The sequence below is a fragment of the Teichococcus globiformis genome (assembly GCF_042646265.1).
GTDB lineage: Bacteria > Pseudomonadota > Alphaproteobacteria > Acetobacterales > Acetobacteraceae > Pseudoroseomonas > Pseudoroseomonas globiformis.
Genome location: NZ_JBHRTN010000006.1, coordinates 107,989 through 127,672, shown reverse-complemented (window position 1 = coordinate 127,672; position 19,684 = coordinate 107,989). Strand labels below are relative to the sequence as shown.

Below are 19,684 nucleotides of genomic sequence, written 5' to 3'. Positions count from 1 at the left end.
CCAGCGCCCATTCGTCATCAGATACATCAGACGGGTACGGCTTGCGGGCACTCATGTCCAACAGCCTGATCGTTACCAACCCGCTGGTCCATAACAGCCTCTAGTGTCGGGTCAACCCTTCGTACTTCTTGATCATTACAGACTAGCCTCTATGGCTGCCCTGCACTGGCTCGAGCTCGGCAACAGCCCTGTGCGTCGCATTCATCAAATCTACTAAACGCTTCAAACTGCCGTACCAACTTCTGCTCTCAGAGAATAATATTTTGACTTTCATGAGACATGACTTCGTGCCACATCTGGGAAAACTTTTTTCCTCTCCTGACTTATACGCATCAAAACCGCGGAGGGGGCAGACCGTCGGGAGCTACGACTGCACGTCCTGATCCCGTCACAGCTTGGAGACGCCTACGATGCTGTGAGGCGAGCGGCGGCACACCCTCATCCACCACCAAGAGCATGAAGAATAGCCAACAATGCCAGCAATGTTGATCATCCGACACCCATTGCCTGCTCGCTCCTAATCCAGCACGACAGGGTTAGCCGAACAGAGGACGCTGACAAGGACCCGGCGGACTCCTCAGGACGCATCCTGACGACGCGCAGTTCCTTTAGCCGCGCTGAAGGCTGCGCAACGCAGTCGCGGTCGTTGTAAATCTATGCAGGGCGGGTGAGGGGGGCCAAAGGCTGCGCCTTCAACCGCGGATTAGCGGCGTCGGTTTCAACAGCGCATTGCCGGCGTGGAATCAGGCGTTTGCCCCGAACCGCCCACAACGCTGCCGCCACCCGGTACCCGGCGATTGCCATGGGCAGCGGTATGGTGAACGTGATCACGCTGGTAGCCAATCCTCATCCGCCAGCAGACCTTGCAGCACCGGCGCCTTGGCGGAACTGCCATGAAGTCTGCGCGCCGCACCAAGACGATTGAGCCTGTTCGAGGCTGAGCCCCGGACCACGAGGCCTAGCCTCGGGCGGCAAGAGTGCGTTCGCGCGCCTGGCGTACCATCCATTCCACTAGGAGGGCCGCGCAGGTCACAGCAATGAGCAGGCTGCTCACAGCAGCGATGGTGGGCTCGACCTCTAGCAGCAAGCTGTTCCAGATCCGCACCGGCAGCGTCTCGGCGCGAATCCCGGCGAGGAAAAGCGAGATGACTAATTCATCGAAGGATGTAAGAAACGAGAAGAGCATCGCTGAGACCAACCCCGGCAGCACCAATGGCAACACCACTCGCCGGAATACTCCCATACGCGTACACCCGAAGATCATGGCTGCCCGTTCAAGATTCGGGTCCACCACCTTCAATGCCGATTGCAGGATGACGAGTACAATCGGCAACGCCACCACGCTGTGCGCCACTGCTATCCAAGGCTTGAAGCCGATAAGCCCGAAGCGCGCGGAGAGGAAGTAGAGCGCAATGGCGGTTACCACGTGAGGCACGATGAGCGGCATCAGCAGCAGTGCAGTGATGGTCTTGCGCATGCTGAAGGCACCCCGTGTCATCGCATACGCCGCCAGAAATCCTAGCGCGGTTGACAGTACGCATGTCATGGCCGCGATCAAGAAAGAGTTCCACAGTGACGCCAGCCAGCGCGGATCGCTGAGGAAGCGGATGTACCATCGTAGGGACAGCGTTTCAGGCGGAAACTTCAGATAGCCGTCGCCACTGAAGGAGGCGATAACAACGATCAGGATGGGTGCCAGCATCGCAGTGCACAGCAGCACGACAAGAAGCTGAAGGATAGCGATGCGCAGTGTCGGTCCTGTCATCGGGCGAAGCTTCCCTCGGCCTTGTCCGAAACGCGGCCATAAATGGCGTAGAGCGCCAGGGTAATGCTCAGCAACACGATCGTCATCAGTGCCGCGACGGGCCAGTTATGCGACAGCTCGATCTCCCGCTCGATCAGCATCGCCATCATGATGTCGCCCGGTCCGCCCATCAGAGCCGGCGTGATGAAGAAGCCGAGCGCCAGTATGAAGACGATCAGCGAGCCTGCCGTGACGCCATGCAGTGTGAGCGGCAGGAAGACTTTGGCAAAGACGGTCATAGGCTTAGCACCCATGCCCTCGGCCGCCTGCAACAGTCGTTGATCCACTGCCTTCATGGCTGCGTAGAGCGTCAACACCATGTAGGGCAGCAGCACATAGGTCATACCGATGATGACGCCAGTACGGTTGTAGAGCAGGTCCACCGGCTCCGACACCAGACCGAGGCCGAGCAGGATCTGGTTGATCAGCCCATTTCGCCCGAGGATCACCATCCAGGCATAGGTGCGGACGATAACGCTGGTGAAATACGGGATAACGATGCAGAGCAGCACCAGGGAGAAGGCAAGTCCCTTGGCTCGCGACAAAGCATAAGACAATGGATAGCCGATGATGAGGACCATCACGGTCACCGTCAGGGCAATGCCGTTGGTGTTGAGGATGGCACCGAGAATGGCTCGCGAGCCCAGGACGGCCTGGGTTTCAAACCACACCTCCTCCAGACTGCCGAGCTCCGTCAGGGATGCCCAGATGAACCATCCGATGGGGGTGATGAACAACAGAAGCAGAAGCACCAGGGCAGGCGCGATCAACGCCCATCTGGCGGCAAGGCGTAGCGGCATCGGTTCACGCCTCCAGAAGCAGGGCGTCGGCCCTCTGCCAGCCCAGCCGGATCGTTTCTCCGGGATTTCGCAGCACGGTGCCGGACGCATTGGTCGCATCGCACAGAACGACCTGCCCATCAGGGAGCGTTACCTCGTATCGCACGACATTGCCGAGAAAGGCTGTGTGCCGCACTGTCCCCCTGATCTGGTTGGCCGATGGCGTGCCTTCATCCGGCAGGATGGAGACTTTTTCAGGCCGTACAAAGACTTGGCCCCCAACGACCTGGGGTCGGTCCGACGCTACCTCGAACCAGGCATCGCCGGCACCGCGAAGCGCACCGCTTTCGCGCTTCGCCTGGATAAGGTTTGCCTCACCCAGGAAGCGGGCAACAAAGGCGCTGTCCGGGCACTCATACACCTCCCGCGGTGGGCCTATCTGCGCGATGCTACCACGGTTCATGATGGCGATGCGGTCCGACATGGTCAGCGCCTCCTCCTGGTCATGCGTGACGTAGATCACGGTCATACCCAGGCGCCGCGAGATTTCCTTGATTTCCACCTGCATGTGGTAACGGAGGTTCTTGTCGAGAGCGCCGAGAGGTTCGTCCATCAGCACCACAGGAGGATGGCCGACAATGGCACGCGCCAGCGCTACGCGCTGCTGCTGGCCTCCCGAAAGCTCTCTCGCAAAGCGCCTCTCGAAGCCGGTGAGCTTCACCATCTCCAGCGCCGCAGCGACGCGCTTCACCACCTCCGGCTTCGGCACCTTGCGCACGTTCAGTGGGAAGGAAACATTTCCAAACACGTCCAGGTGCGGGAAGATGGCGTAGTTCTGGAACACCATGCCGAGACCGCGATCACGTGGCGGCGCACGCGTCGCGTCCTTGCCGTCAATATGGATGCGCCCCCCATCGGGCAGCGTGAAACCTGCGATCATCGACAGCGTCGTGGTCTTGCCGCTACCCGACGGCCCGAGAAAGGTGAAGAACTCGCCTTGCGGGATGGTCAGGGAAATGTTCCTGACCACTGTTTCCGAACCATAGGTCTTGCGGACGGCTTCCAGGCGGACGCCCTGGCAAGGGGATGTGCTCATCCGAGAATCCAGCGCGACCACTGGCGGTTGACCCGCTCGCGGTTCGACTCCCACCAGCCAACATCCCGCATGAAGCCGACCTGCTTGGAATTGGGACCGCCCGGCATGCGTGTGAGGTGCTCGGCCGGGACATGTCCGAAGGCCTTCTGGTTGGTCGGGCCGTACTGCAGGTCCATCGAATACTTCGCCTGCACCTCGGGCTGCATCATGAAATCAATCAGCTTTTGTGCGCTGGCCTGGTTGGGGGAACCTTTGAACACGCTGAGAGCCTGGACCTGGATCATGTTCTCGTTCCAGTCAAAACCAAGCGGTGCGCCCTTATCAATCAGGGTCTGCAGGCGGCCATTCCAGATGGAGCCCAGCACCACCTCCTGATCAGACAGCATCTGCGCCGAAAGCGCACCGGTGTCCCAGAACTTGCGGATGTTGGGACGGATCCCGGACAAGGACTGAAAGGCGCGGTCGATGTTGATCGGGTAGATCTGGTCGCGCGGCACGCCATCCGCGAGCAGGGCGATCTCGAGATCCGGCTGACCTGAGGCCATGTCGGCCAGCATGCGCGGACCGGGGAACCTGCCGATGTCCCAGAACTCGGCCCAGCTCTTAGGGTGTTGGCCCTCGGGAAACTTGGTCTTGTTGTAGGCCAGAACGGTGGAGTAGACGAAGTTGGCGACACGGGTGTCGTGACGATAATCTGCGCCAACATCGTCGGGCTTGCTCCACTTCCAGCTGCCGTAGTCGATCGGCGCCAGGGCGCCCATCCGGCCCAGCGTCACAAGCGGCCCGTCGCCGGTATCGATGAGGTCCAGCTCGACATTGTTGGCGCGGAACATGGCCAGCAGCTTGGAAACGGTCGCGGCCACGGGCATCACGGTGATACCCGTTTCCTTTGTGAACGGCTCATACACATGGCGGCGCATGATGTCGTCGTAGGCTCCGCCCGGGGTGCGGACGATCACCTGCCCGGCCGCCCTGGCCGGACCGGCGATGACATAGGGCGCAACGAGGATCGCGCCGCCCAGGGTGAGAAAGCGGCGCCTTGAAGGTGAAAGGGTCAACCTGTCGTTTCGCATGTCGGAACTCCTGTCAGGTTTCACGGCACTGGCGGACGGGGCGCCTGAATTCCCTGGTCAGAATCGGGCGGCCGAATAGGGCGTGGGGTCGATCGTCGTCGGCCGACCAACAACAAGCTGCGCCACGAGCTTGCCGCTTGGAGGCCCTCCGGTCATGCCGAAATGGCTGTGGCCAAAGCAGAGAAACAGGCCGCGATGCCCCGGCGCTGGACCGAGAACCGGCAGGCTGTCCGGCGTCGAGGGCCTATGGCCCATCCAAAGCTTGGGCTCCTCGGTCCGCAGGTCCGGGAACAAGCGCCGGGCCTGTTCGTGCAGGACCTTGGCGCGTCGCTCGTCGGGCACGGCCTCCAGCCCGGCAAACTCCACCGTGCCGGCAACGCGGATGCCTTCCTCCATCGGCGTCATGCCAAAGTTGCGGCTCTTTTGCAGGATCGGCAAGCGCAGTGAGATCGAGGGGGCAGGCAGCATAGCATGGTATCCGCGCTCGGTTTCCAACGGCACCCGAACTCCCAGCGGCTCCAGCAGCTGGCCCGACCAGGCGCCGCCGGCCAGGACGATCTTCTCCGCCCGATGATTCCCTACATTGGTGAAGACCAGCCAGCCTCCCCCATCCTCGGGGATGAGCTTGAGAACGCGCTCGGGGAGCACGATCCCGCCCTCGGCGCGGAACATCTCGGCCAGCGTGCGGAGCAGGCGAGGCGGGCTTACGGTGTGACCGTTGCCAGGGATGAAGACGCCCCGCACCACCTCCCGTGCCAAGCCCGGAAACATTTGCCGAAGATCGTCGGCGCCCAGTTCCTCGCTGTGGATGCCATGCTCTTTGCGTAGGTTCCGCTCGATCCGGCCGGTCGCGGTTTCGGTGCTGGAATCCCACATCTGCACCTGGCCAGATTGCCGGACAAGGTCGCGGTAAGCCGTATCCCCCAGGAGTTCCTTCCAGTCATGGAATGCGTTCACATGCAGGGCGCGCATGGCCTTCGCGATCTCGCGCACGCGCTCCATGCGACCTGAGCGCACCCATTTCATCAGCCAGGGCGTGGCCCTGGGCATGTAGGCCGGGCGGATGGACAGTGGGCCGAGCGGATCGTTCAGCCAGCCCGGCACCTTGCGCAGCATGCCCGGCAGTGCGATCGGCACCACCGTGTCTGCGGACAACAGGCCTGCATTGCCGAAGGAGGCGCCACCTGGGGAAGGCAGGGGATCGATCAGTGTGACAAGCTGTCCCATACGCAGCAGATTCAGCGCCGCCGACAGCCCGGCCACGCCGCCGCCTACCACGACGATGCCCGGATGCGCATCCGCAGGCATGTCAGGCGGCTTCCAGATGCGCCGTGGCGATCATCTCGATGCGCATGCCAGGCGCCAGCAACTCCTTCACCACCACGGTGGCGCGGCAGGGGAAGGGATCGGTGAAGACTTCGCGCCATATCGCGTTCATCGCAGGCGCGTCGGCGGCATCCACGAGGAACACCTGCAGCATCATCACATCAGCGAGCGAGCCGCCCGCGCCCTCCATGGCGATCCGCAGATTGTCCAGCGTGCGGCGGGTCTGCACCGTAATGTCGCCCTGAACGATGTCGCCTGTGACGGGGTCCTTAGGGATCTGCGCGGTGAGAATGAGCGGCCCCTTGCGCACCACGCCGGAAATCGGTCCCTTGGAAGGAACCAAGCCGGTCTTGATGGCTTCGAACATGCTTAATCTCCGATGTCGTTGATGATGAGGCCCCGGGGGAAGCGCGTCAGCCGTTCCGGGCCGTCCTCCCGCACCAGCACGGTCTCGCTGATCGAGGCGCCGCCAGCCGAGGCATAAATGTGGAAGACCATCCCGGCCTCGACTTTCCAGTCTGCCCCGGGATGCAAGATGCGGGTGAAGTCGCTGGTGCGCGGTGTTTGCGGCGCGTAGAGGCCCAACGTGTAGCCCGTGATGTTGTCATAGCGGGGTCGAAGACCGGAGCGGACCACCCCATTCCGCAGGATGGCATCCACATCGGATGCAACCGCACCGGGCCGGAGGGCGGCGATCTGCTTGTCCTGCAGCGCGATCAGTGTGTCCGCCGCAGCCGCCAGGCTGGCTGTAGGACGGCCCATGGCGACACAGCGCATGATCCGAGCGCTGTAGCCAGCGATGCGCGGCGTCAGCTCGAGGTGCACAACGTCGCCGACAGAAAGCGGCACGTCGCTGAGGTGGCCGTGGAGGAAATCCCAACCGGCTCCGGCACTGATGGGGCCGGGTGGGCTAGGATCGGCGCCGAGCTCGATATAAGCTGAAACGACTATGCGGGCAGCATCGCGTTGCGTACCGCCGGGGACGCAGGCGGCGGCGGCGCGGCGCAGCGCCTCGTCGGCGATCGCGGAACAGCGACGCAACAGCCCGATCTCGGCGGGCGACTTGATGAGCCGGAGTTCATTGACCACCGGCCCCATGTCGACCAGCTCCATCTCCGGCAGCGCGGCGCGCAACTGCCCGAAGCGATGGAGTGACATCGCGTACGAATTGAAGTCGAGTCCCAGCTTACCCTGCAACAGGCCCCGCGTAGCGAGGGCCCCGGCAAGCACCGGCATCGGATCCTCCCAGTCACGATAGATCGGGATGTCCTTGATCCAGGTGCGCTGTCGGCAAGGTGCGCCATCGAGGGAACGGATCAGGAAGAACGGTTCCGCATCGAGTGGCACCACGACGCAGCGCCAGCGGTTGAGCGAGCTGCCATAGCCCGACAGCCAGGTCATGGCCTCGATTTCGTCGAGCAAGGCGACGCCGATGCCGGCGGCCTCCATGCGGTGCCGAAGCGCGGCGATCCGGTCGGCGTATTCCTTGGTTTGGAACCGGGCCTCTTCCATCATTGGCGGGTTTTCGTGGGGGCGGAGCGCCAACCGTCCATCCGGTCCCGGAGCTGGTAGGAAGCGCCAACCAGCGGCAGGAACCAGGGCCGCCCGGAATAGCCACGCATGGTCGGGAAGGGCATGCGGGAGAAGGCGGAAGCACGGTTGGGGGCGCCCAGCATTTGCCGCGCGGCGCAGCGGCCGAGATGAGTCATGGTGACGACGCCGCTGCCATTGCAACCCAGCGCGTAATGGATACCGTCCTGCTGACCCACATGCGGCATGTAGTCGAAGGCGAATGCAACGTTGCCCTTCCAGCCATGGGTCACGCGCATGCCAGCCAGCTCTGGCATCAGCCCGGTCAGGAAGCCATGCAGCCGCGCGGCGGAGCGGGTGGCTTCGGCATCGATGAAGCTGGCCCGGCCGCCGAACAGGATGCGGGTGAAATCCGGCGACGGGCGGAAGTAGTAGAGCACCTTCTTGGTGTCACCATAGACGCGCAGCCGGGGCAGCAGGGCGCGCACGCGCTCCTCTCCTAGAGGCTCGGTCGCGATCATGTAGCTGGCCACAGGCACCAGGCGGCGGCGGTGCCAGGGCGTGGCTTCACCCGTATAGCCATTGGTAGCGACCATGACCTGCCCCGCCGCCACCTCCCCAAGGCTTGTGTGGACGCGATGCCGGGTGCCGTCCTTCTCCAGCCCGGTCACGGTGATGCCACCGCGCAACTCGCTGCCCAGGCCGAGGGCCGCCTCGGCCAGCCCCTGGACATAGAGCCCCGGATGGAGCGAACCCGCGCGCTCGATCAGCAGCCCACCATGGTAGAGGTCGGTGGCCACTTCCTCATGGACGCGGCCGCGCTCCAGGACCGTTGCGGTGTCACGGCCTGTGCGGTTCAACATCTCCGCGCGCCGCTTCAACGTGTCCAGGGCCTTGGGCGCATGTGCACCGACGAAGCGCCCGGTCTTGCGGAAGCAGCATTCCACGCCTTCCCGGCGAAGAAAGGTCTCGAAGTCGTCGAAGGAGCTTTCGGCCTCCTCCACCATCTCCTCCAGCAGCCTGGCGTCGAGGGTGTGCAGGTCGGAGCGGGCTCGCCCCAGGCTTCCTGCCCCGGACAGGGCCCCGCCATTGCGGGAGGAGGCACCCCAGCCGATCGCCTCGCGGTCCAGCACAAGGGCCTTCACCCCGCTCCGGCCCAGTTCTATGGCGGTGGACAGTCCGGCGATGCCGCCGCCGATGATCACGACGTCGGCGGTCTCGGGCAAGGGCTGTAGGCCGTTTGCTGGAGGAGGCGGAGCCAATTCCCACCAATAGGGCCGCTCAACAAAATCCGGGGTGAAAAGGTCTGGGTTCATGCTCACACCGGAACTCTGGCATGCACCAAGCGCGTGCCACCATCCCAACTTCGGTTATGCGGCCCAGCACCAGTTATGACAGGCGAGTAACATGGCTCGGCGGTGCTTCTGACAGGATCTCCTCTGCGCACTGGCTCAGCAGCCTGAGAAAAGCGGCCCGGTCGAAATGGTTCTTCATTCCTTCCGACCAGACCGCTCGGTATTCGAAGAAGACGGCGGGCTCGAAATCGCGGAGCACCAAGCCACGCGGAATGAAGGGTCTGGCCGCGAAAGCGTCGGTGAAGGCGATACCGACACCTGCATGAGCCATCCCTGTCGCCCCAATGATGAGCGGACATTCGGCCATCTCCACCGGCTGCACGCCTTCATCCTGGAGGACCCGGTCGACCAGGGTTTGGGTACCCTCGTGGCGGGAGATGGCGACAAAAGGCTCTCCATGAAGGTCGGCTGGGCGAAGGGTGTCCCGCGTTGCGAGGGCATGATCCGGCGGCAGAGCGCAGAGCGCCCGCGCCCGGGCGATCAGGAAGGATCGCATGCCCGGCACTCGCGGCGAGGCACTGGTCAGCCCAAGTTCGGCCCGCCGGGAGGCTGCCATCGCCATGACGCCCCCACCATCACGCGTGGTGACTGCGAGGCGCTCTGGCCCGCAACCTCGCAGCCATCGGCCTGCCACCGGCGGCATCAGCTCCTGTGCCAGGACCGGGATAGAGGCAATCACGGCGCGACGCGGCTGGTCGGTCCGCAGTCGGTCCACAAGATGAGCGATCTCCTCCATGCCCATGAATAGGCGCTCGGTTTCCTCGAACAGGTTGAGGCCGCGCTGAGTGGGAACGAGACGGCCATGCAGGCGCTCGAACAAACAAAAGCGGCAGAGTTCCTCTGTTTGCGCCAGGATCTTGCTGACGCCCGGCTGACTCATGCCGAGGACGCGGCTGGCACCGGTGATGCTGCCGGTGCGCACAACCGCACGGAAGACTTCCAACTGCCGATGCTGCAGGCGTGGCTGTGTCATGCCCACCATTGGAGCAGCCCTGCAGCATGTGGAGAAGAGGTTGAGCGCGGGAGGCTATTCCCGCCTTGCGCCATCGAGGCGGGATGCTTGAGCATACGGGGATGGCAGAACACCAGGCGAGCAATCACTCGCCGTGCGCGGTACCAGATCTGCCGGCCCGATGACCGGATGATCCCGCCCGGCAGAAAGGAGGGTTGCTGTTGATCAGGAGTGAAAAGGTTCAAGTGTAGTCAGCGGCGATCCCTTTGATGGGCAAGCTGGTCAAAGCAACGCCTGAGTTGCACCATGGCAGCTGGATTGCTCCTAGCGAGCTGGAGTTCTTCGACCAAGTCCTCTTATAGGCCCCGCCGGAACGAGCCGGCTGCGGTAACCTTTCAAAGAGAGCCTTAAACGGATGGAACGGCTTACAGAGGCGCTCGCCGTTTTGGCTCATGCAAGGAGGGGAGGGGATTCAAGCCTCAATAAGTATTGCGATCGTCAGGACGATCTTCTCTTCACTGCAGAGGTTCACGTTCTGCTTGGATCAGGAGCGGTCAAACGGCCGAAAGGTTACGTTCCTGCTCCTCTGGAGGCTTGATCGCAAAGGGTGCCCGTCGCACGGGGTAGTCGTAAGCCATGTATCGATCGGGAGGTTTGTCCCGGCTCTTTAGCTGGTTGTCTCTGCCGGTACCGCGCGCACCACGACGCCGGATGCCGGATGCGCTTCATCTATCTTGAGCCATGGGCTTGCGGGCCACCGACACCGCCACAGCACAGCCTTTGTCTCGTGACGCCGGTCAAGGCCGGGAGGCTTGACCGTGACGCCATCAAGCTAACGGTGCTTCGATTGCGCGAACGAGATGGCACCGAGAGGGTGGTCTGCTTCATTTGATAGTTGGGCAGCCAACGGCCACTTGAGGCGGGCAGCTCGGCCTTCACTGCGTAGCATCAGCTATCAATGTTGAGGTGTCGGGTTGTGCAAGTCGAGGTTCAAACATTTCCGCCACTTCCTGGTAGACCATCTTCACGGGCAAGGCCCGACCGCTCCGCTCGAAGACACCTGGGTTTGGCTTGGCGGCCTCGCCCACCACGGCCACGCTGGATTTGCCGGGCGTTTCGCGTAAGGCGGCCAGAAACCGTCTGGCTCCGGTCGGGCCCAGCAAATGCACAAGATAAAGGTCGGCGGGACGAGCAGCACGGCCTATGGAACTTTCCAGCATGGGGCGGGCCTTCTTCAATCGTTCTGCTGCCAGCACGGCCGAAAGACGAGGGTTGTCCCTCAGGCGAAGGATGCCTTGCAGCTCGCGCCAGTTTCGTGCGCCGATGTTGCCATCGCGGTCTGTTGTCAAGGCTGCGGCATACCGGTCGAGGCCGTGATCCGGACCGAAGTCGCGGACGACCTCGAGCCAAGTGTCGCGTGTGAACTGCATCAGACCTCGCGCCGAGGAGGAAGGATTTGCAGCCAGCGGATCGAGACGGCTCTCCCGTTCGGCAATCCGGCGCAGAACATCGGCACTGAGGCCCGTTGCCCGTTCTGCATGCCGCAGTGCCGTATCCACTGCGTTCCGGCGCTGCACATCAGGAGCGCTCCGTGACGAAGCATGATGGCCTTGTTCCCTTCTCTGCACGGCGGATGACCGTCGGGTATCCGGCCTGCGTGCTGTAGGATGTGCCGTACGGCGGACCGTGGCAGGCTTCCTCGCGACCGTGGCCGACGCAGCCGACGCCTTCTTTTGCATCGCAGGTCCTGAGCGCGCTTGCCGGGCTTGAGCTGCGTCGGCGGGCGACGCCACCGGGAGTGAAAGCAGCAGCGTGGCAACGATGCCGACAGGAAGCAGGCATGCCCTCAAGGATGACATCAGGGCGCACGTTGAGTCGTGTTTCGCGCCATGCGACGCGAAACCGAAGGTATGGTTGGTCACGTCGATCTCCTTTGGGCAGGAACGGCGTGGGCTGGTGACAACCAGCACTGAACTCATGGGGCGCTGCGCAGTTAATGCAGGTAACGGGAACGTTGTTGCTTCGATCCTGATTTGCTTGGGAGAATTTTATGATGTTCAATCAGAAGCATATAGATGCTGCATATATACAGCTTCTTGAATGAAGCATCGCGATGAAAATCAATCTTTGCGATTGTTCTGTGACTGGTCGTTTCTGCCGCGCAGCGGATGGGGTGAACACTGGCGACCGGGATCGCAGAGTTGTGGCTGAGCTAACGAGAGCATCGTCCTTCTGAATCAAACAGGCAGAGCAGGGACCTTCCACCTGAAGCAGCACCGCTGGCGATGTAAAGTCCGACGAAGGGCGGGTCTGGCAGAGTGGCTCAATCAAAACGCCCTGCTCGACAGATGTGCAAGAGGCAAGATCTTGGTTGAATCACGGTCACGCTACTGTTCCACACTGGCGCCTGGTGCTTGAGGAAGTGGTTCGATGACCGAAACACCGGATTTGCTTGATGACGCACGTTGTCCGCCACAGCGGCACGGAGCAAGCTTCTGCAATCCGATCCGATTAAACTACCCTGGTAACAGGTCAGCAGGTGAGGCACGTCATCCCGCCGGGAGGCATCAGCCGAAACCTACGCCGAGGCCGAGCTATTCTACAGCGCGGTACGGGCCATATCGGCAGCCCTTCGAACCGCCGCAGTGTCCACCAACCAGCCGCGGAATAGCTGTAGCCAAGCGCCCGGCAACGGCCACCTGCCAGCACCCGACGGTCCAGCACTGGCACCTTTCCCACCGTCTGCCGCTGCTGACAACGACATGCCGACCCCGCTAAAGGTAACCGGGAGCCAGGAAAGTCGAAGCTGCGGGTGCCCAAGTGCGCAGTTCTCAAGATCCTGGCCCCGATCGACCACAACCGCGCGATGTCAGATTGGGAGGCGCTGCCTAGGATCTTGTTATCTGTTCGTCACTCGTTTCATCGGCTCTTCCAGAATGTTCTTCGGGACTGCAAGGTCCAGCCTATCCTCAGACAATGACGATCATCCATCTCGAACCAAGCTATTGCCGGTTTCCAGGCTGCCTCTATATGGCAGCAATGCCCTGCACACGCCTCAATCCCGCACTGAAGGTCGCGACACTCGGCGTGATCTACCTTGGTGCTGTTGCCGCCTTCGGAGCCATCTATCTGGCATTCGTGGGATAGGCTAACGGGCCACATGCACGTGTGCGTATCACTGACGTAGCAACCACCGGTCCCTGTTCGCCATTTACGACCGTGCGGATCAAGGGACGGCACGATGCTTCGGCAAGCCTACAAGACTATAGACATGCAGCGCTGGCATTTGGCTGTCGCCGCCGCTCTGTTTCTCTGGTGCGTGCTCGGAGCTGGCGCGATCGTGCTGGTGGCTCAGCTTCGGAACGGGCAGCTCTTCTAGAGCCGACCGAGATCGGCCTTGCCCACCTGCAGACCCATAAGGATCTCAGGCAACGGCACCGGGCGAAAGTCCCAGACATCGACGCCCACATCCACCTGCCGCGGCATTGGCTTAAGGCGGCCATGGCTATGGCCATGAAGATTGACTGCCCCTCGGCCCATATCTCGCCAGGTTCGGAAGGCATAATGACATAGGACGAGGAGCCGTCCCTCGCACTTCATCTCGGCGTAGGGCATCACGCTGTCCCAGCCGTTAAGGGCGCAGATGCCCGATCGATCATTATTGCCCGTGACCAATCGTTTCCGGCCCCGCAACCGTCCCAGGAGTGCAGAGGCTGCAGCTTCGGAATAGCCCACGGCGAAGTCGCCCAGGTGCCAAACTTCATCGTCCGCGGTGACCACTGCGTTCCAGTTTGCCTCCATAACAGCATCCATCTCCGCCACTGAGGCAAACGGGCGTTTGTAGAGCCCCTTAGCGCCGCCATGGCCAAAATGCGTGTCCGCTGTGAAGAAGATCGTCATATCTGGTCCTGACTTCCTGTTCCCGTGTTCTGACGGTCGTGTCAAAGAGGGGGCGGAAAGCACGCATCTTGTGGCAGATGTTGTGGTGGTGATGATCTGCCAAGGTCGCTTCTGGCCTGGAATCCTCGCGACCCTTCTGGATGATCTCCGATCTGCGGACCGGCTAAACTTTTGGCTTCAGCTGGAAGCCACACAACAAGGCCAGAAGTCTGTTCAATGATGCGAAGGGAATGATTGCGATCCCCCATGCAACCTGTTCGGGGACGCCGGTTGCCGATCTGTCATCTCGCCTGCCGCAGTGGATCGACCGATGGCTTTGACAGAGCGAGGCACGGACATTGGTGGCGGCCGTCGACCAGCAGTGCGGGGATGAGTTGGCGGCATGCGAGAGCCCATGCAGTTGCTCACAGCCCTGCAACGATCGGCGCATGCATGGGGCAGTTACGGCTGCGGCTGTTTTTCCGGATGGGACAGGAGGTCTTTTGATCAATAAGAGCCGTCGTGCTGGGTATGAGCAACACTTACGAGCACGGCATCTTGCCGCCGCCTCCTGCGGAAGGTCGGTTGCTTCGATCTGGTGTTGAAGGAGTACTGCTGAACTTCGTCCAGAGTCGCAGCGCATGCAGCGGCCGCTTCACGCTCAGCCCCGTACATACGGGGCTGCCTTGACCCGGTATTTTCTGGCCCCGGCGGCCGTGCTCGAGCATGGACTTGCAAGTGTACGCACAAGCATGAACCGCCGCATCCGACACTACGCGTGCTCTCGCGCCGTCTTGCCCATCGCTGCTGGCCTGTCGTTCGATTGGGCGGTTTGGGGAAGTTCGTACTTCCGGACGCAGACCTCATCGGGTCCATTTCCAGATCTGCGTCAGGCTGATACTCCATGGTGCAGAATAGCCCTGCACCACGGGGCTGGCTCGACCGTAATAGAGGGCTGTCGGAGACGGACAGTCAGGTACGCTGCGGCCGCTCGATCAGGCTTCTTGCTGTGGCTGCCTATGTCGCCGACATTATGCCGCAGTCATATCTAACGACCACGACGATGGCATGTTAACGGTCAGCAACTTCGAACACGGTGGCGTCGAGCTTATAACCACCTTGCTCCGTCAGAAGCAGCCTGGGCTGCGTGGGATCAGCCTCAACCTTCTGGCGCAGCCGATAGATGTGGGTTTCCAGGGTGTGCGTGGTGACGCCGCTGCTATAGCCCCAGACTTCATTCAGCAGGGTCTGCCGTGACGCAACGTTCCCGTTGGCACGATAGAGGTATTTCAGGATTTCAGTCTCCTTGGCGGTCAGCCGTACCTTGCGGTTGCGGGCCCTTTCCTGCAGCAGGCGCATGCCGGGACGGAAAATAAAGGGACCAATGAGGAAGGTAGCGTCCTCGGAGTTGTCGAAGACCCGCAACTGCGCCCGAACCCGGGCCAGAAGCTCCGGCAGACGGTAAGGCTTCGACAGATAGTCGTTGGCGCCGGCATCGAGGCCACGAATCACGTCTTGCTCGGCATCTGCACCGGTGATCATGATCACCGGCATGCGCCGCCCGTCACGGCGCAGCTTGGCGCAAAATTCCCGCCCATCCGCATCCGGTAGACCGACATCAAGCAGGATGGCGTCGTAGCGGGCGCCTACGCTGGACAGCTTGTCTTCGGCCTCCGCCGCGGTTTCGGCTTCATCGGCACCGAACTCGCCACCGATCAGGATCTGTTCGGCCAGGGTGGCACGCAGCACGGCATCGTCCTCAATGATGAGGATCTGGCGAAGGGCGGACATCTTGGTCTCCATCGGGTATCAGCGTTATCGCAGCCTTGATAATCATCTACAGGTTGAAAATTTTACGCACAAATCACTCAATTGAGAGCGTTCGTATCAAAATTAGGATGATGTTCGGGGCTGGTGGGCGGTAGCTCTTGAGAGCAGCCATAGAAGCTCGGCCACATCGTGTCGCTAGAGCGAGGAGGTCGAGTTCTTTTCTAAGGACGAAGGCTCGGCCATGGCGCCCTGCCTGCCGCGTTACGTCAGGCGCCGCTCTGGCGACGGTATGTCCGCGAACTGATGCTTGAGGGGCTGGTCTGGAATGTGGTTCCCGCACCGGAAGCTGGACGCGAAGGGTCCAGGGTGTCTGGTAGCCGACGGCCAGGGCGATGCTGGTCACTGGCATCTCCGACTGTGCCAGGAGCCAGCGGGCCTCGCTGATCCGCAACGCGGTCAGCCATTCATGCGGGATCTGGCCGGTGGCCCAGCGAAAGGCGGTGCAGAAGTGGAACCGGCTCAAATTCACCAGATCCGCCAGCTCATCCAGCCGGATTTCGTGTCGACGAAGTCCTGCATGTAGGCGGTCACCCGCCGGACCTGCCAATCGGCCAGCCCCTTGCGGATCACTGGCGGCCTTGCCGCGCCATTCCGAAGAATGGGCGCAGCAGAAGCACCCGCACAACATGCGGCAGACGCTCTGGAGGCACTGGCCCGGACCCGCCAAATGAGGTGCTATGCCGCCAGAGGATCGCCGGCAGGGTTCGGCTCAGATCCTTTGCGGTGTTTTGGCGGGGCCGATGTTCTTGAGTACCGGCTTCCGGATCGCCTCGGCCACATCCTTGAGAGCCTGTCTACCGGAGCTCTCGCCCATGCCGGAGCACAAGAACGTCCATCAAGCTCTTACAGGCGTTTCTCGGAATGCACCGCTCAAGGCGTTGCAAGAAAACAGCAACCACAAAGGGCTACTCGAGCGAAGCCTTTTCACTCCAGCCTCTTTGTCGGTCCGTCTCCATGGACGACGAGTGAAGCGGGTAAAGAAGGGGGCAGAACAATCCTAACGCTACCCCCTCACCGTCAGCTTGACCATCTCGATCCTGGGCGAGGCGGCTTGCACGGCCATTTGCCAATGATCGGCCTGTTTAACCTGCAGGATGTTGCTTGGCCGATGCGCCACGATGTTGACGCCGCCTAAGTGGCGTAAGCTGTCATAGATAATGCCTGCACCACCCGAGGAACGGACGCCCTCCCCAAGCGCTTGGGAGACCGTGTAGCTCATCAACGCATAAACTGCCGGACGCTCAGCCTGCTGACCACGAATATCCAGGTAGGAGCCTGCCAGCTCGGCTGTATAGGTGCGGTATTCACGTGTCAGGCTGGCCATGCCGCTCAGCACCGCCTCTCGGCGCAGGTGATGACCGACCTCGAAAGCAGCCGTCCGAAGCGTGGCCGCTGCGTACCAAGCCCCCAGATCCGGTCCGTTAAAACGCGCTCCGCCAAGCGGCACGTGCAGATAGCTAGCCATGACCACGCTGGCATTGGGGCGCCCGTAGACCCACTCCTCCTCGGGGAGCCGCCGCAGCCGCTCTGCCACGAGTCGGTCATTGGTCCAGCCGGCGAGTTCCATGACCTTCTCGGCATCGGCGGTGGTCGCCACCGTGTCGAACAGCCCGATCGGTGGGAACCTCGACGGGATGAGCCGATAGCTTGGAACCGGCGCTGCCGCGAAAACATCGCTCAAGTGAGCACGAGGTCCTCATCCCGGTACAGCTGGAAGTGGTTGTCCAGTGCTGCCACGGGCTCCATGGAGATGCCACCGCGCATGGCGTCGAGAAAGCGACGGACAGTCATAAGCCCGTCCTGTGTTCCACTGGTCACCAAATCGAGCGGTGGTCGACCACCAAAAAGGGTGGCTTGATGCGGGGTCTTGAGCCAGGCAATTCCGGCCTGCTCGCTGTTGAACAGGACGCCAAGAGCCTGATGGATGCCGAGCAAGGCGGAGATCCGGGTGAGGGTGTCCACATCCAGGGTGAACTCGCCATGCTCCCGAGCGGTCTTGGCCCATTTATGGAAGGTCGAGCGGGCTGGACAGCCCAGGATCAGAAGCCGCCGGCCCTCATCCAGGCCCCATAGATCAGCGAGAGCCAGAAAAGTCCGCAGGCCGGGTGCGCTCAGGCGCTTACGGTTCTCTGGCAGAAAGCGGCCCTGGTTGAGATGCTCAGGACCTTTGCCGATGGGCGGGCGGACGAGGAGTGTTGGTCTTGGCATTGCAGCCTCTTCTGTCTATATATGTAATATGTCTTCATCAGGACACAAAGCAAGCAGCATTGGAACGGCCGCATCTGTGAAGCGTCTTAAGCATCGGCTATTCAGCTCCGACGGCTTTGGGGCGCCTTGCGCGAGCTGTCTTGACGAAGCGGCGGCTTGGATGAGCCAGACAGGGATTTTCGTGCATGGAAGGAGCTGAGCGATACAGCTGACTGAAAAGGTCAGGCCTGGGGTGCTGTCTTGTCACACTGCATGCAGGGCGCACTACTACCAGCATAGTCGCCTCTGTTCGGGGCTAGGTTCCCGATACGGGGCCTGTTCCCCTCGTTTCGGCCGACAAGTGACTGTGCGCTTGATGCGACTTGTGCAGTCCGCGTCGTCATCGCAGGCACGGCTTCTCCTGCCGCAAGCTACCTCCAGGCGGGTTCAGGCCATGATCGACGCTGAGGAGGCGACATTGATCAAGGTCACCATTGGTCTCCGGCGTTTTGGCTTTACGCTCCCGGAGCCGCCACCATCAGGCGGCACATTGTCAATCTGCACATAGCTAGCGCGGTCGTACAGCTATCGAGCTTCGTTGCTGCAGGACCTTTTGGCCCATGGCTTACCGGCTTCCGCAATACCGCCGCGGCTGACTTGCCGCAGATCGCCGGAACACGCGTGCTGGCTTCGCCATGCCTTGCCGATGCGCGTCTTATCCTGGGACTTCATGCCCTTCTCTTTATCCTCATGATCCGGCTCTGGACGCTTCAGCAAGGAAAGCAACATGACCTTCACCGACCGCCGCATCCTAGACCTTTTCGGCATCGAACTGCCTATCATCCAGGCACCTATGGCCGGCGGCACAACGCCTGAAATGGTGGCGGCCGTCAGCCAGGCTGGGGGCCTTGGTTCCCTGGCTTGCGCCCAGTACACGCCGCAGCAGGCGCGGGATGCCGTAGGGAAGGTTAAGGGCGCCACATCGCGGCCTTTCAACATGAACTTCTTCTGCCACGCTAATCCGGAACCAGATCCGGCACGTGCCGCAGCGTGGCATCAGGCGCTGAAGCGCTACTACACCGAGTTCGGACTGGACCACAGCGCTCCGCCACCTGTCAGCGGCCGTGCGCCTTTCGACGCAGCTTTCTGCGCCGTCGTGGAGGAGGCTCGCCCAGTTGTGTGCAGCTTCCACTTCGGGTTACCGGAACAGTCCCTGCTGGAGCGGGTCAGGCGCACCGGTGCTCGCATCATTTCCTCCGCCACCACCATCGCCGAGGCGCGCTGGCTGGAGGAGCGCGGCTGCGACGCCATCATTGCCATGGGTCTGGAGGCAGGCGGTCACCGGGGGAACTTCCTGTCGGAAGACATGACAACACAGCTCGGTACCTTTGCATTGCTGCCGCAGGTGGTCGATGCCGTGCGCGTGCCGGTTATCGCTGCGGGCGGCATCGGAGATGCTCGGGGCATCCGTGCTGCCCTGGTGCTCGGAGCGTCGGCTGTTCAGATGGGCACCGCCTACCTGTTTACGCCAGAGGCCGGCATTCCAGCCGTGCATCGCGAGGCGCTTCGACGCGCGGGCCGTCACCATACGGCGCTGACCAACATCTTCACCGGCCGCCCGGCACGCGGCATCCTGAACCGTGCGATGCGGGAACTTGGTGCCATTTCACCGCTTGCACCGGCCTTTCCAACCGCCGGCGGATCGTTGAGCCCTCTGCGCGGGCATACGGAAGCGCTAGGCCTGGGGGACTTCATGAGCCTGTGGGCAGGCCAGGCGGCCGCCCTGGGGCGTGAATTGCCAGCGGGCGAACTGACGCGCACGCTGGCAGAGGAAGCGCTGACGCCACCTTCGGTGCAAGAGCCTTGAGACCAC

17 protein-coding genes are annotated in these 19,684 nt (G+C 62.1%); 1 reads left to right on the top strand and 16 read right to left on the bottom strand.

The annotated features are described in order from the left end of the window. Positions 1-958 precede the first annotated feature (958 nt). The 16 genes from ACFOD4_RS05220 to ACFOD4_RS05145 form a co-directional block, all read right to left on the bottom strand. Positions 959-1,765, bottom strand: a complete 807-nt coding sequence (locus tag ACFOD4_RS05220) for an ABC transporter permease (RefSeq protein WP_379594873.1) — start codon at positions 1,763-1,765, stop codon at positions 959-961. After that, positions 1,762-2,604: an ABC transporter permease gene (locus tag ACFOD4_RS05215; RefSeq protein ID WP_379594872.1), complete on the bottom strand. Its 843-nt coding sequence runs from the start codon at positions 2,602-2,604 to the stop codon at positions 1,762-1,764. The genes ACFOD4_RS05220 and ACFOD4_RS05215 overlap by 4 nt, the downstream gene beginning before the upstream one ends. Positions 2,605-2,608: 4 nt before the next feature. Next, the gene (locus tag ACFOD4_RS05210) at positions 2,609-3,679 is read right to left on the bottom strand and encodes an ABC transporter ATP-binding protein (protein WP_379594871.1); all 1,071 of its coding nucleotides are present in this window, start codon (positions 3,677-3,679) and stop codon (positions 2,609-2,611) included. Next, complete coding sequence (locus tag ACFOD4_RS05205; RefSeq protein WP_379594870.1) at positions 3,676-4,752, bottom strand: ABC transporter substrate-binding protein; 1,077 nt, start codon at positions 4,750-4,752, stop codon at positions 3,676-3,678. The genes ACFOD4_RS05210 and ACFOD4_RS05205 overlap by 4 nt, the downstream gene beginning before the upstream one ends. Before the next feature lie 57 nt (positions 4,753-4,809). Then, entirely contained in the window at positions 4,810-6,060 is a 1,251-nt protein-coding gene (locus ACFOD4_RS05200) for an NAD(P)/FAD-dependent oxidoreductase (RefSeq protein WP_379594869.1), read from the bottom strand. Between the two features lies 1 nt (position 6,061). Continuing rightward, positions 6,062-6,445: a RidA family protein gene (locus tag ACFOD4_RS05195; protein ID WP_379594868.1), complete on the bottom strand. Its 384-nt coding sequence runs from the start codon at positions 6,443-6,445 to the stop codon at positions 6,062-6,064. Between the two features lie 2 nt (positions 6,446-6,447). Continuing rightward, positions 6,448-7,593 (bottom strand): M24 family metallopeptidase, encoded by a 1,146-nt coding sequence (locus ACFOD4_RS05190; protein ID WP_379594867.1) that lies wholly within the window; start codon positions 7,591-7,593, stop codon positions 6,448-6,450. Then, a complete protein-coding gene (locus ACFOD4_RS05185; protein WP_379594866.1) occupies positions 7,590-8,924 on the bottom strand; it encodes an NAD(P)/FAD-dependent oxidoreductase in 1,335 nt (444 codons plus the stop codon). Before ACFOD4_RS05185 ends, ACFOD4_RS05190 begins: the two co-directional genes overlap by 4 nt. Before the next feature lie 73 nt (positions 8,925-8,997). Continuing rightward, on the bottom strand, positions 8,998-9,936 hold the full coding sequence (locus ACFOD4_RS05180) for a LysR substrate-binding domain-containing protein (RefSeq protein WP_379594865.1): 939 nt from the start codon (positions 9,934-9,936) through the stop codon (positions 8,998-9,000). Positions 9,937-10,850: 914 nt separating this feature from the next. Further along, on the bottom strand, positions 10,851-11,837 hold the full coding sequence (locus tag ACFOD4_RS05175) for a transglycosylase SLT domain-containing protein (RefSeq protein ID WP_379594864.1): 987 nt from the start codon (positions 11,835-11,837) through the stop codon (positions 10,851-10,853). Between the two features lie 1,453 nt (positions 11,838-13,290). Beyond that, positions 13,291-13,815, bottom strand: coding sequence for a metallophosphoesterase (locus tag ACFOD4_RS05170; RefSeq protein ID WP_379594863.1), 525 nt, complete (start codon positions 13,813-13,815; stop codon positions 13,291-13,293). Between the two features lie 1,050 nt (positions 13,816-14,865). After that, a complete protein-coding gene (locus ACFOD4_RS05165; protein ID WP_379594862.1) occupies positions 14,866-15,585 on the bottom strand; it encodes a response regulator transcription factor in 720 nt (239 codons plus the stop codon). Positions 15,586-15,658: 73 nt separating this feature from the next. Beyond that, complete coding sequence (locus ACFOD4_RS05160) at positions 15,659-16,093, bottom strand: helix-turn-helix domain-containing protein (protein ID WP_379594882.1); 435 nt, start codon at positions 16,091-16,093, stop codon at positions 15,659-15,661. Positions 16,094-16,627: 534 nt separating this feature from the next. Beyond that, entirely contained in the window at positions 16,628-17,305 is a 678-nt protein-coding gene (locus ACFOD4_RS05155; protein WP_379594861.1) for an RES family NAD+ phosphorylase, read from the bottom strand. Further along, complete coding sequence (locus ACFOD4_RS05150; RefSeq protein ID WP_379594860.1) at positions 17,302-17,832, bottom strand: MbcA/ParS/Xre antitoxin family protein; 531 nt, start codon at positions 17,830-17,832, stop codon at positions 17,302-17,304. Before ACFOD4_RS05150 ends, ACFOD4_RS05155 begins: the two co-directional genes overlap by 4 nt. Before the next feature lie 564 nt (positions 17,833-18,396). Continuing rightward, positions 18,397-18,609, bottom strand: coding sequence for a hypothetical protein (locus ACFOD4_RS05145; RefSeq protein ID WP_379594859.1), 213 nt, complete (start codon positions 18,607-18,609; stop codon positions 18,397-18,399). Here ACFOD4_RS05145 and ACFOD4_RS05140 point away from each other — a divergent pair. Continuing rightward, on the top strand, positions 18,599-19,678 hold the full coding sequence (locus ACFOD4_RS05140; RefSeq protein ID WP_379594858.1) for an NAD(P)H-dependent flavin oxidoreductase: 1,080 nt from the start codon (positions 18,599-18,601) through the stop codon (positions 19,676-19,678). The two genes, ACFOD4_RS05145 and ACFOD4_RS05140, sit on opposite strands and share 11 nt — an antisense overlap. The last annotated feature ends 6 nt before the right edge of the window (positions 19,679-19,684 follow it).